The 12,566-nt window shown below is 45.0% G+C and carries 13 protein-coding genes and 3 tRNA genes; 1 reads left to right on the top strand and 15 read right to left on the bottom strand.

What is annotated here, in order from left to right:
• Positions 1 to 48 precede the first annotated feature (48 nt).
• From PHF79_02515 to PHF79_02495, 5 genes are all read right to left on the bottom strand, one after another.
• Positions 49 to 124: transfer RNA gene (locus PHF79_02515), tRNA-Phe, on the bottom strand.
• A 31-nt stretch (positions 125 to 155) separates the two neighbouring features.
• Entirely contained in the window at positions 156 to 425 is a 270-nt protein-coding gene (locus tag PHF79_02510) for a hypothetical protein (protein MDD5318667.1), read from the bottom strand.
• 27 nt (positions 426 to 452) lie between these two features.
• Positions 453 to 1,406 carry a class I SAM-dependent methyltransferase gene (locus tag PHF79_02505; GenBank protein MDD5318666.1) on the bottom strand — a complete coding sequence of 318 codons (954 nt, stop codon included), beginning with the start codon at positions 1,404 to 1,406 and terminating at the stop codon, positions 453 to 455.
• Between the two features lie 17 nt (positions 1,407 to 1,423).
• A tRNA-Arg gene (locus tag PHF79_02500) sits at positions 1,424 to 1,495 on the bottom strand.
• A gap of 9 nt (positions 1,496 to 1,504) precedes the next feature.
• Positions 1,505 to 1,738, bottom strand: a complete 234-nt coding sequence (locus tag PHF79_02495; protein MDD5318665.1) for a glutaredoxin family protein — start codon at positions 1,736 to 1,738, stop codon at positions 1,505 to 1,507.
• Between the two features lie 21 nt (positions 1,739 to 1,759).
• Between PHF79_02495 and PHF79_02490 the strand changes: the two genes are divergently transcribed.
• Positions 1,760 to 2,029, top strand: coding sequence for a hypothetical protein (locus PHF79_02490; GenBank protein MDD5318664.1), 270 nt, complete (start codon positions 1,760 to 1,762; stop codon positions 2,027 to 2,029).
• Between the two features lie 373 nt (positions 2,030 to 2,402).
• Here PHF79_02490 and PHF79_02485 read toward each other — a convergent pair whose 3' ends face one another.
• The 10 genes from PHF79_02485 to PHF79_02440 all read right to left on the bottom strand — a co-directional run bounded on the left by PHF79_02485 (position 2,403) and on the right by PHF79_02440 (position 12,496).
• Positions 2,403 to 2,687, bottom strand: coding sequence for a hypothetical protein (locus PHF79_02485; protein ID MDD5318663.1), 285 nt, complete (start codon positions 2,685 to 2,687; stop codon positions 2,403 to 2,405).
• A gap of 83 nt (positions 2,688 to 2,770) precedes the next feature.
• Entirely contained in the window at positions 2,771 to 4,444 is a 1,674-nt protein-coding gene (locus PHF79_02480) for an ATP-binding protein (GenBank protein MDD5318662.1), read from the bottom strand.
• A gap of 308 nt (positions 4,445 to 4,752) precedes the next feature.
• Positions 4,753 to 4,823 (bottom strand) — tRNA-Gly (locus tag PHF79_02475).
• A 21-nt stretch (positions 4,824 to 4,844) separates the two neighbouring features.
• Positions 4,845 to 5,246, bottom strand: a complete 402-nt coding sequence (locus PHF79_02470; protein MDD5318661.1) for a septum formation initiator family protein — start codon at positions 5,244 to 5,246, stop codon at positions 4,845 to 4,847.
• Positions 5,247 to 5,511: 265 nt separating this feature from the next.
• A complete protein-coding gene (gene lepA / locus PHF79_02465) occupies positions 5,512 to 7,341 on the bottom strand; it encodes a translation elongation factor 4 (GenBank protein ID MDD5318660.1) in 1,830 nt (609 codons plus the stop codon).
• Positions 7,342 to 7,438: 97 nt separating this feature from the next.
• Positions 7,439 to 7,957, bottom strand: a complete 519-nt coding sequence (locus PHF79_02460; protein ID MDD5318659.1) for a hypothetical protein — start codon at positions 7,955 to 7,957, stop codon at positions 7,439 to 7,441.
• A 289-nt stretch (positions 7,958 to 8,246) separates the two neighbouring features.
• Positions 8,247 to 8,699: a hypothetical protein gene (locus tag PHF79_02455; GenBank protein ID MDD5318658.1), complete on the bottom strand. Its 453-nt coding sequence runs from the start codon at positions 8,697 to 8,699 to the stop codon at positions 8,247 to 8,249.
• 69 nt (positions 8,700 to 8,768) lie between these two features.
• Positions 8,769 to 9,992: an ABC transporter permease gene (locus PHF79_02450; protein ID MDD5318657.1), complete on the bottom strand. Its 1,224-nt coding sequence runs from the start codon at positions 9,990 to 9,992 to the stop codon at positions 8,769 to 8,771.
• Between the two features lie 18 nt (positions 9,993 to 10,010).
• Positions 10,011 to 10,733, bottom strand: coding sequence for an ABC transporter ATP-binding protein (locus tag PHF79_02445; protein ID MDD5318656.1), 723 nt, complete (start codon positions 10,731 to 10,733; stop codon positions 10,011 to 10,013).
• Positions 10,734 to 10,747: 14 nt separating this feature from the next.
• Positions 10,748 to 12,496, bottom strand: a complete 1,749-nt coding sequence (locus PHF79_02440; protein MDD5318655.1) for an efflux RND transporter periplasmic adaptor subunit — start codon at positions 12,494 to 12,496, stop codon at positions 10,748 to 10,750.
• Positions 12,497 to 12,566 lie beyond the last annotated feature (70 nt).

The raw sequence follows: 12,566 nt of genomic DNA, 5'->3' as shown, positions 1-12,566 counted from the left end.
ACCAAAAACACCCATGTATTCAAGGGCGTTCTTTGTAAGTCTATGTACTGGTGCCGAGGGGCGGACTCGAACCGCCGACCCCATCCTCTTCAGGGACATGCTCTACCAACTGAGCTACCTCGGCATTTGATTTTCAAAAAATAATTTTGACTGCCCTACTTAAAACTTTTCAGGAAACTATCAAAATCTGGTAAGGAAATGTGGTTGCCCGTGACGGCCTGATAGATTTTAGCAATTTCTTGCATAAACGGCTGGAGGAAATAGAAGGCCCCAACCGCAATGGCCACCACAAACAACCACCTCAACACAGTCAAATAACGATAAATCCTAAAAGTACTTTCAAGATGCTTTAAAACCCGCTGGTTTTCTTTTCCAATTCTAAGCGTTTCCTCAATAAGTTGTTTAAGATCATCATTATTTTCCATACGCCAGAGTACTATATCAAAAAAGGCTTATTTTGACCAGCGAGCAAAGATGCCACATGAGAGAAGCCGCCCTGCTCGATCGCAGATAGCGAGTTCCCCGCTTTCAATTGTCCCACCTTGAAACTGTAGCCCGTTTTGAGAATTTTTTGAGACCTGATCTGAGAGACTATTTTCATAGGCCAGAGCAGAATACCCAGCAGCATAGCCATTGAGTAAAAAGAAAATCGGCTGGTCTGAAAGAAGTTTAAAGGAAAGCTCAAGAAGCTCTGGCAATTGTTTTTCAATTTTCCAAGTCTTGCCTTTTGGACTGCGTCCGAAAGCTGGCGGATCCATCACAATACCATCGTATTTTTTACCTCGTTTGATTTCCTTTTTGACAAAATCAAGGGCATCGTCAAGCATCCAGCGGATTGTGGAAACGTTTGAGAGACTAGCATTTTCTTTGGCCCAGGTAATAGCTGCTTTCGAGGCATCGACATGAGTGACGTCAGCTCCCGCCTGTGCACAGGCAAGGCTTGCCCCACCCGTGTAGCCAAAAAGATTTAAAACGGATGGTTTGAGGTTAGTAGCATTTTCATTTTTTTTGTTTACAACTATTTTTGCCTGTTTTACTTTTGTCTGCATCCATTTCCATTGACTTTCTTGCTCAGGAAAAAGACCCGTGTGTTTGAAAGGCGTTGGCTTGATAGAAAGTTTCAAGCCGGCATAGTCAACAGTCCAACTTTCTGGCATGTTTTTATTATTTTTTTTCCAGCTGCCAGTCCTACCATCACCTACATCAAAAACAGCATCCGCTTTTTTCCACAAAGACTCCGCCATCGAAAAAGCGGGTCTCCAGAGAGCCTGCGGATCCGGGCGCGACAAGACTACGCTGCCAAAACGTTCAAGCTTTCGGCCATCGCCTGTATCAATCAGCTCATAATCTGGCTGGGGTTCAGTCACTAGGATTAAGCCACTTTTATTTTTTATATCTATTTTCATATTTTTTACGACAAATGTGCCCCCGGCAGGAATTGAACCTGCATCTAGACGTTAGGAGTGTCTTGTTCTATCCGTTGAACTACGGCGGCCAAAGGGTTTTACCCTTGAGCCTTGGCGAGGAGCTGGTCTCTATCAAAACCAACCATGATTTCACCGTCAATATCGATCACAGGCACGCCCATCTGGCCGCTTTTTTCAATCATTTCCTTGCGCCTAGCGATGTCTGCCTGCACATCCACTGACTCGAAAGGAATACCTTTTTCAGTCAAAAGCTCCTTAGCCATCTTGCAATAAGTGCACGTAGGAGTGCTATAAATGGTGATTTTTTTCATATTGCACCCATTATACCGCGGGTGCTGGGAAATACAAATTTTTTATTCAAAAAAACCAAGGACACCTTTAAAAAAGAGGAGAACGTCGTCGATACGCTTTTGCGCATTGGTGAGGCCAAAACCGAAAGGGTTGTCTATGCCCTTCAGACTGACGGTTACGTCCTCACCGTCTACAAAATGCCAAAGGCATTTCCGACGATGAAGGCATGGCTCGCCGAGCTCAAGCGGAGCGCGGATAATGCCGTCAAACAACAGCTGGCTGCAGCCGACGAAGAAACTACAGCCGAGTGATTGGATCCTATCCTGGTAGGCTGACTACCTCTCGAAAGCGAAATCGTCAGTTCGGACCTCGGAATATTTCTGAGGTCTTTTTTGGTGTGCGGGTAGCGAATCGGTCACAGGTTCTCGCCTGCTGGCTCGACTCGCGACCCCGCCTCGCTCGCCTACGCTCGCTCCGGCTTTCGATTCTCGCTAGCAAACACACAATCACCCAAATAAAAAAGACTGGGTTTGCCAGTCTTTTTTATTTGGGTGTGCGGGTTGTGGTACGAAGTTGGAACCTTTTTAACAATTTAAGATTGTTCGTTAGCTACATATTAAATCATGTAATATGATCCGATTAATTTCGCAATGTCCTCCATATTGTTTTTTCGCAAGTATTCTATCAACACTCCAATAGGTGGCCAATTACTTTTATAGTGATCTGGACACGCCCCTGTATATAGACCACCGCCAGGACCAGAATATAAACCTCCAGCAGGACCGGTATATAGTCCTCCACCGGGTCCAGTATAAAGCCCTCCTCCGGGACCAGTATATAATCCACCCTCTGGTCCAGAATATAAACCCCCACCCGGACCCGTATACATTCCACCGCCAGGACCGGAATACAATCCTCCGCCCGGACCCGAATAAGCACCTCCTCCAGGACCAGTGTATAGCCCTCCACCGGGTCCCGTATATAATCCGCCACCGGGTCCGGTGTATCTATCTCTTGGCCATAAATCTTTTTTATTTGTGTTCATTTTATATTTATTTTGCTTTTAAACTTGTCTGTGACCTTTTTCCTTCAATTTCCCGCTTCTTTTCCGCAATAGCAGTAAGTTCTCGCTCCGATTTTTCTAATCTCTTATATTCTTCTTCTTCATAGATTAATGAAGCTACGCCATATATAAGGCTATTCCTTAACTCAAAAACCCTTTCAATTTTTTGGTTTGTTTCCTTCACATAAAGTTCAGCAATAGCTTCTGCAATATGATGGGTTGAATAATAGTCAGTATCCTTCGTCAGGCTGTAACCCTTGAAACCGGTATTTATGTATATTTCAACTACATTTTCTTGGTTAATAATTGTCTCTTTGTCGATCGTGTCATTAGCAAGATTTTTTAGAAAAAAATCAAATTTGAATTTCTTACCACCGACCATAATAAACTTGGCTGTTTTGGGCTGAGTCTTCTTAGGTGTCCGTTGATTTCTTTCCTCCTCTGTAGGTTTAACTTCTTCTTCCCTTGCAACTCGTAAATCGGATTCTCTAGCTTCTTTTAGATCCTCTACACCTTTTGACGACCTTTTTTTGGCTTGATACAAGTCCGGATAAGCTAACTCCTTAAATTCGTCTATACGATTCAGAGCATTTAACAGATTATTTTTTATTGTTTCTTTCTTTTCAGTAGGCATATTATCATCAGCTTTTTCCTGACTAGACCTATCTCTTGCAAGTTTAGTTATTTCGTCAATCATTTTGCCTTTGATTTTGTAACCAAGATATTTTTCCGTCTGATCACCCCAAAACTTTTCTATAAACTCCTTAAACTCTGACGATTCAACTATAAATTCCCTTTTATTGTGAGTTACTGGGACAGAATCTAGATTGATATCACCAGTAATACTCATCAGGTTAGGGTGATAATTGTATCCAAGTTTTTCAGACGCTCTTATTAGTCGACCTCTACGAAACATGTTGAAACCGCTCTGCTTTTGAGATCCAACCTCGAAAAGTCCGTACCAACCAGTTATCATACTGCCCTTAGTAAGCATGAAGGAGAATTCCTTCTTTAAACCATCGACAAGTTTAACTTCACTTGGTATGCAAGGTTTTGCCGTCTCTCTTTTCAAACCAACCTTGATCACAACATGATTGTGTTCAATATATGGTCCATATCTTTTAGCCAAATCATCTTTTAGACGAGTCACTAATGCGTCATATAATTTAACCTTCAGATGACTAATCTCTATTTTTGTCCCATGCTCATTTTTCTGTGCTTTTGAAATAGCAAGGGGGTAATGATGCCAATCGCTCGATTGTAAAAATTTTTCCTTATTATATTCAAGAGTATATCTTTCTTCCGATCCCTCAGGAGTACTCGTTATACTAAAAACCGTTCCGAGACTTGTACATGCAGATTTTAATCCCAAACCAAATTCACCTAACGCATCATGCTTCTTTGAATGAGCGAGGACTAAACTTTTTGAAGCAACTTCTTTACTCATTCCTTTCCCATTATCTTCTATCGTTATCTTCTCGTCTTTCTTATTCAAAACAATGTGGATTTCGACACCCTCATCATTGGTTGCGTCAATTGAATTATCTACCAATTCTGCTATCGCATCAGATATCGAATAGTTAGCCTCGCCAATTTTGTGATATATGCTTTTATCTGGGGTAATGTCTATTGTCTCAATTTTGCTATTCTCGGTGTTTTCCATTTAAGTTTTGTTAGTTGTTAAGCGATAGTATGATCCTATACAACTTTATGACTATTGTAAAGTGGATACGACAAAAGACATCAAATATCTAAACTTGTCAAAAAAGCATCGTATTACCTCTTTATGAATAGTCGCCACCACCCTCATCTTGAAACTCCTTCCTGTACTGCTTCCAACCCACAAAATTACCACTCCTTTCCAAGTCATTCATAGCTTGTGCTATATGTTCCAATGGACTCCAATGCCCCGATGTAATTAATCGATCACAAATCTTTTTGTCGCTTTCTACATCAGATAGCTTTCCGTTGAGCGGGTAGCGAGAATCGAACTCGCGTCCTATGCTTGGGAAGCACATGTTCTACCACTGAACCATACCCGCAAATGATTACTTTATTACTTTCTACTCATTACCACCTTGCTTTCCAAACAAACTCGTCCCCCAGTGCCAGATCTGGCCCCACCAGCCGCCACTACCAGTGGACGAGGCCTCGCTAGTCGAAGCATCTACTATCACAAAAACCTGCTCACCCTCTTTGGCTACCTGAAAATCCTGGCGAATCTCCTCTTCAACCCCCGCATCTGTCTTTATGTAAGTCAATTTTTTGGAAAGATCGGCCTGACGCGTCTGTAGCTGAGTGAGCTCAGCTTTGGCTCTAGCGGCGGCCAAGGCACTTTCCCTTTCTTTTTGATAAATATTCCAAGTGCCCCGCCCGACCAAGACAATCAAAATCAGTAAAATAACAGCCGTGGTCTTAGAATACAAGCGCCGTCTAGCCGTCCGTTTTTCTTGAAATTCTCTCATTAACCTGTATTATAGTACACATCTATGATTTTCAACAAAAAACACAAAAAAACTGTCAGTATTATCTGGGCCGTCCTCTGCATTTTGATCGCTTTGAGCATGATCTTGCTATATATCCCAGGGTTGAGATAGTCGGAGTATCCCAATCTTTCGAATAAAAAATCCGTATACGCTTGACGGAGACTTGCGCAGGCGCGTCGGCGCCGAGCAGAGCAGAAAAGTCAGCAGACTTTTACGCGTGCTCCGGAGAGTGTATACGGATTTTTTATTCGTTTGTCTTCATCATCTTCAAAAAAGTTTCGTGCGGAATATTCACATTTCCTTTGCCGCGCTCGGCCATTTTCTTTTTACCTTTTTTCTGCTTTTCGCGGAGTTTCATTTTGCGAGTGATATCGCCTCCATACATGTGCTGAGTGACGTCTTTACGCATAGCTGAGAGAGTACGGGAAGCAATAATCCGTCCAAGCCCTCGGCCCTGAATTTTAGTCGTAAACATCTGTTGAGGTAAAATATTGTAAAGTTTTTCTACGGCTTTTTCGGCGTCTTCTTCGACACGTCGAGTCGAAACCACGCGAGCAAAAGCGATGACCGGCTCGTCAGCCACTAAAATATCTAGCCGGCAGACGTCAGCGAGACGCATGCCTTCAAACTCGTAGGACAATGACCCAAAACCGGACGACACACTTTTTAATTCATCAAAAAAACCCCGCATCAGCTCACGCAAAGGCATTCTGATCGTCAATGCGGTGCGACCGTCTCCAAAAGTTTCAGTCTCTGAAGCTTCAGCCTCATGATCATAGAGCATCGGCATGATAGCCCCGAGATATTCTGAAGGACTGATAATCTTGACCTTGACCCATGGTTCGCGCACCTCAGTCACCTCGTGCAAATCAGGGAAAAGGGATGGCGAATAAATGGTTTTAGTCTGACCGTTTTTGTAGGTCACTTCATAAGTAATAGACGGCGTGGCAATGATGAGGTTGAGCCGAAACTCGCGCTTTAAACGCTCGGTGATAATTTCAAGATGAAGCAACCCGAGAAAACCACAACGAAAACCGCGTCCGAGCGAGCCGGAGGCTTCTTCTTCATAAGTAAAAGATGAATCGGAAAGACGGAGCTTACCCAGCGCCTGACGAAAGAGATCAAAATCGTCCTGACTCTCTGGATAAATAGACGCCCAGACCACTGGCGCTGGACTCATGTATCCGGGCAACTCGGGCAAAGGAGAACGCAAAGACGTGACCGTATCCCCCACTGAAGCAATACCCGGCCTCTTGATGCCTGTGACAATATAGCCAATATCTCCGGCTGAAAGTTTTTCACACGGAGTCTCGACTGGCGCAAAAATCCCCACTTCAAGCGCGGTAAATTTTTCATTCGCAATTTTAAAGACGAGCGGAGCATCTTTGGAAATGGTCCCATCGAGGACACGCACGTACACTATCACCCCTTTGTGGTTAGAATATTGAAAATCAAACACGAGCGAACGAAAACTCTGACTATCGACAAATTCTTCATGGGGTGGCGGTACACGACGGACTATTTCTTGTAAAAGCTCCTCTACTCCTTCACCCGTCTTGCCTGAAGTACACAAAATCTCATCTGGCTGACAATCGAGGAGTTTGATAACTTCCATTTTAATATCATCAATGCGGGCCAGAGGCGAATCCATTTTAGATAAAACTGGAATAATGGTGAGGCCTGCATTGCGAGCCATCTCTAGGGTAGTCAAAGTCTGAGCCTGGACCCCTTGAGTCGCATCTACCAATAAAATACACCCTTCCACCGCCTTGAGAGCTCGCGAAACCTCATAAAAAAAGTCGATGTGCCCAGGAGTGTCAATGAGGTTCAAAATATATTTTCCGCCACCTCCCACATTTGCCTCTTCATTTTTTGGAGCATACTCCATGCGGACTGGACGCATCTTGATAGTGATGCCCTTCTCCTGCTCAAGCTCCATATCGTCTAGCACTCGATCATGCATTTTACGCTTTTCAATAGTGTGCGTAATTTCGAGCATGCGATCAGCCAAAGTGGACTTGCCATGATCGATGTGGGCTATGATACTAAAATTGCGGATGTGGGAGAGTTTCATAAATAATATGTGGGGTCACTATATCACAAAAATTGAGTTAGAAAAAAGACCGCGGAGCATGCTACACTGCGCGATCTTTTTGGTTTTTCTATGTGTGTCATGACCGGGCTGTGGCCGAATCCTCGACCTCAGCGTAAAGATGCCGCGGTATGGCAAACGGCCCTTCGGTCGAGATGGTGATCAGCGGATGGTTTGGCCCAATGGCCCTCAACACGTCCTGTGTGGAACTCTGCCAATCGAGGTCGAAGACATCGTGAGAGTCCGACTCAAAACAGGAATCCGCAGCGTTCCGATCAAAGAAAAATCCGATCGGAGGAAAGGTCTGCATGGCCTTCCTACTCTTGCTGAGCTCCTCAACCCGCTTCGGGGGTGTGTCGAGTGGCGCTCGCTGATGTCGTTTCATGCCATACTTTACGCAGCCCTCAAGGGTAATGCCCAAATAAAAGCCCCCGAGAAGGACACCGCCCACTGGCACCACCCGATGCCTCCCAAACTCGCAATTTGAACGAATGGCCATTTTGATCACCTTTGGGCTGGACACCAGGTCCGACACCTCAACACCGAAAATCGAGTATTCCGTCACTACAAAGAACGTACCGACAAATGGTTTAACCATAAAAATCCTAGTTTACTTTCATTGTTTTCTATACAAAAAACTACCACAATCCTAGCAAGTGTCAACTAAATCAGTCTGCATCCACATGTCCTGCTTCATACAAAAATCCCCCTGACCTGCCAACGTGTTGCCACGCCGGCGAAGGGCCAGAGGGAGGAAATTACTAGTTAAAAATAAAACAAAACCCTGTTCGAGAAATGCCTTGCGCAGGAGCTTGGCTCCGAGCAGAGCGGCCGGCCAGCAGGCCGGAACGTGTGCATTTCGAGGACAGGGTTTTGTTTTATTTTACTTATTTGCCCGGCCGTATCTGCACTGACTGAGCCGTAACACTCCCGTCAGTATTTGTAGTTCCTTGGACTAGGACTGTCTCTCCCACTGTGAGGTCATCAATTGTGCCAGCCACAGACTTTAAAACTGGAGTCGAGCTAGAAACCAATATGATTCTTGATCCTCCATTTGCCAGCTTGACTGTGATGCCTGAGGCATCCCTAGAAAGGATAGTGCCACTTGCAAATCCAGCACCCATACCCTGACGAGCGTTCCCCGCAACCACGGCACCATTTTGACCCATCATGCCGATACCGCCACCAGTCCTACTCCCAGCCGCAAATTGTCCACGGCCACCACCTTGAGGAGCGGCCTGAGTTTTGCCATAGGCTGTTCCACCAAAAAAGACTCCCACCAACACGATCACTGCCACAATCACCGCTATTGCTTTATTTTTTGAATTTTTTTCTTTCATATTTTTATTTATACACAAACTCTTGCTTACACACTTACTACTTACTGAATAATGATTTATTTCGTTTGATTACTCATATCTCAACGCCTCGATCGGATTTAGACCAGAGGCTCGGCGGGCTGGATAGTACCCGAAGGCAATACCGATACCCGCAGACACTCCAAAGGCAAGCAGAATGGACGAAATACTCATGGAGGCTTGGAGTATTCCCGTACTAGATATACCGAAGGCTATCAGCCAGCCCAGCACCACCCCGACCGTACCCCCTATCATGGTGAGCAGGACCGCCTCCACCAAAAATTGGTTGCTGATGTCTCCTTTTTTAGCCCCTATAGCCTTGCGTAGACCTATCTCACGAGTACGCTCTGTCACGGTAGTGAGCATCATGTTCATAATACCAATACCCCCCACCACCAAAGAAATACCCGCCACCGAAGCCAACAGGTATGAGAGAGTGTTGGTGACGGTCGAAGCAGCTGAAACAATATCAGACTGATTGATGGTACTAAAATCAGCTAGAGCAGGATTGGAAATATTGTGACGCGCTAGCAAAAGGCTGGTAATGTCATTTTGCGCCAAGGTCATGTCTTCTTTAGTGTCAGCTTGAACGCTGATAGCCGTGACATATTTGTTTCCGGTAAATATTTGCTGGGCCACCGAAATAGGTACATAGATGGCATCGTCGGGATTGTTAAAACCCGAGCCGCCTTTTGACTTGGTCACACCAATAATTTTAAAAATCGCTCCGTTAATTCTAATGCTTTGACCCATAGCTTCTCCACCCACCCCAAAAAGATCATCCCTGGTGGTGGGGCCGATGACCGCCACTTTAGCCAGACTGGCTACATTTTCATCCGTGATAAAAGAACCCTCATCAATTTCTAAATTTCTGACGACGGTGTAGTCCGGTACTGTACCGATAACTGAAGTATTGGTATTGGTGCCCTTGGCCACTACTTGCTTGCGGCTGGTGACTTCTGGAGCCGCAGCCGAGACCTCGCTGATACTTTTTTTAATAGCTGTCGCATCATCCAGAGTCAAAGATTGAGCCGCGCCGCGGCCAGTTGAAACTTGAAAACCAGGCCCCCTCTGAGCACCCGGAGAAACAATGATCAGATTGGACCCCAGCGACTGAATGCTTGACTGGATGGAATTGGTCGCACCTTTTCCTATAGCCAGCATGGCAATAACCGAAGCAATTCCAATCACAATACCCAACATGGTAAGCGAGGACCGGACTTTGTTGCCCAGAAGAGCTGAGGATGTTTCGTGAAATAAATCTTTAATAGTCATAAAATAATTTAGTCAGTTTTATTTGAGGATATTTTTATCAATCACCCGCTTGTCTTTATTTTTACTATCCTCCAAGATCATACCGTCCCGGATGTGAATAATCCTGTCGGCATGCTCGGCCACTTCTTTTTCGTGAGTAATAAGGATAATGGTCCTGCCCTGCTCTTCATTTAGATGCTGAAAGGTGCCGAGCACTATCTCTCCAGTTTTTGAATCCAAGTTGCCCGTCGGCTCATCGGCCATAATCAGGGATGGATCGTTGACCAAGGCCCTAGCAATGGCAACGCGTTGGATCTGTCCTCCAGAAAGCTGGTTGGAAAGATGCCCCCAGCGATTTCTGTCCAGTCCAGCCGAAACGAGCGCTTTTTCGGCTTTCAGTTCCCGTTTTTCCGAACTAACTCCCGCATAGACCAATGGCAAAATCACATTTCGGATGACTGTGGCGCGCGACAGAAGATTGAAGGCCTGAAACACAAAGCCAATTTTTCGGCTGCGAATATCCGCCAATTCATCATCTGACAGCTTCGAAACATCTTCGCCTCCAAGAAAATAGGTTCCTGAAGTGGGAGTGTCCAAGGCCCCTAAGATATGCATTAGGGTAGATTTGCCTGAACCAGAAGGCCCCATGATGGCCACAAACTCACCTTCTTCAATTGAAAGCGAAACACCCTTGAGCACAGTCGTTTCTGTGTCTCCGTTTTTGTAGACCTTAGTAATGTTTTTACATTCGATTACGTTCATATAAGTTTATTTTGCTAGTTCCCGCGAATTTGTCTTGCCCCGCCACCTTGCCCACCTAGAAGACTTGTGGCTGTAGGGGTCTTAGAAGTCGACGCTGAGGTCTTGGCTGCGGCTGACGAAATACTGCGCACCACAATAGCATCACCCTCATTTAGACCGTAAGTGATTTCTACATTTTCGTCATTTGAGAGACCGGTCTGGACAGTGACAGAAGTAGGCTTTTCTTTGGTGCTGACTTGCGGATTGGCTGGATCATAAGTAAAGCCAGTGAGAACTTGGACAGTTGAATTACTACCTTGAGTTTTGACCGCTGAGCTTGGCACGATGAGAGTGTCGACTTTTGAATCAGTCATAATACTAGCAGTGACCGTCATGCCAGGCTTGACCTGAGCATCCTGTGTATCGAGAGTAATCTTGACTCCATAAGTCACCACCCCTTGACTGACGGTCCCAAGTGGATCGACTTGAGCCACTGTACCCGTCAATGTAAGATCTGGCACGGCATCAAAGGTCAATGTAGCTTTTTGACCGACCTTGACCTTTTCGGCATCCACTTCATTGAGGGTCAAAGTCGCTACTTGCTGCGGACTGACTTCGGTAGCTACCGCACCGCCTGAAGAGACATTATTTCCTACTATCACATTTACCTTTGCAATCACTCCATCAAAAGGAGCCCTCACTGTGTAGTAACTAAGCTGATCAAGGGCATCCTGCACCGCATTTTGCTGCTGAGTGAGGGAAAGTTTGGCTGATTGGACATCCAGAGTATCTGAAGAGCCGGAAAGAGTAGTCTGGGAATTGGCTAGAGAGGTACTTGCATTTTCAAGACTTTGTTTTGCATTTGTGATAGTAGTCATAGCGTCAAACAAACCTGAAACATCACTGTCTACTTTTGAAAGATACGCATTGATATTATTTTCATCGGTAGCGATTTGAGTTGGTTTTGGAGATGAAAGTTTTATATTGATAAAATCAATGGCATTGTAAGTCCCTTTCAAAGCTGCCTGAAATTTTACCGCGGAGTCATAAGTCTTTTGGATAAGATCATCCAGAGTGGCTCTATCGGCTGTAATCGGTGTCGCCTTGTACTCTTTAAAAACGTCAGCGTACTCAGTCTTAGCTTGGTCAAACAAAGACCCAGCCTGATATTTGTAAGTGATAGCTGTATCACCGGCATTGCCTTGAGCAGATTGGTCTGAAAAATAAAGAGAATGCGTAGGATTGTAGTAGATATCGTTTAAACCGATCGTAGCAGCAGGCAGATCGATAGAAGTATTGGCAACCAAATCATAGGCGTCTTTGTAGGCTTTCTGGAGCGCCACGTCGGCTGATTCTTTTGTCTGAACAGAAGTGGTCAATCCAGAGCTGGTCTGCTGAAGACTTTTTTGGTAGGCAATCTGGGCTGCCGTCAGACTTGTCTCCGCATTTCTGAGAGTCTTCTGAGCATCTGTGCTATCTATTTTAGCTATGACAGTCCCGGCCGTGACCTTGTCCCCTACTTGCACTCCAACATAAGTGATTTGACCAGAAACTTTCGGATTGATATCCAGCTCACTTGAAGCAGCAATCTGTCCGCTCGCAGAAACTGAACTAGTGATAGTCCCCTTGGTGACCTGCCCCAAGACATAGGTGGTGGGTGTATTGCTAGCTGAGACTTTTCCGTAGACATAATAAATTCCGACCAAAACCACAACCGCCACAATGATAGAAGCCACCTTGTGGCCTTTGAGATACGCGACTGAATTATTTAATATTGTTTTCATACCAGTTATAGTACAGCACGGTGTCCAAATTATTTCAATTTAGGCCTGTTTTCATTAGTTTTTTCGATCT

The sequence above is a fragment of the Candidatus Paceibacterota bacterium genome (genome assembly GCA_028714275.1).
Classification (GTDB): Bacteria; Patescibacteriota; Minisyncoccia; order Phycocordibacterales; family CAINVO01; genus CAINVO01.
Note: the sequence above shows the minus strand (reverse complement) of the source record. Positions and strands in the feature narration are given on the sequence as shown.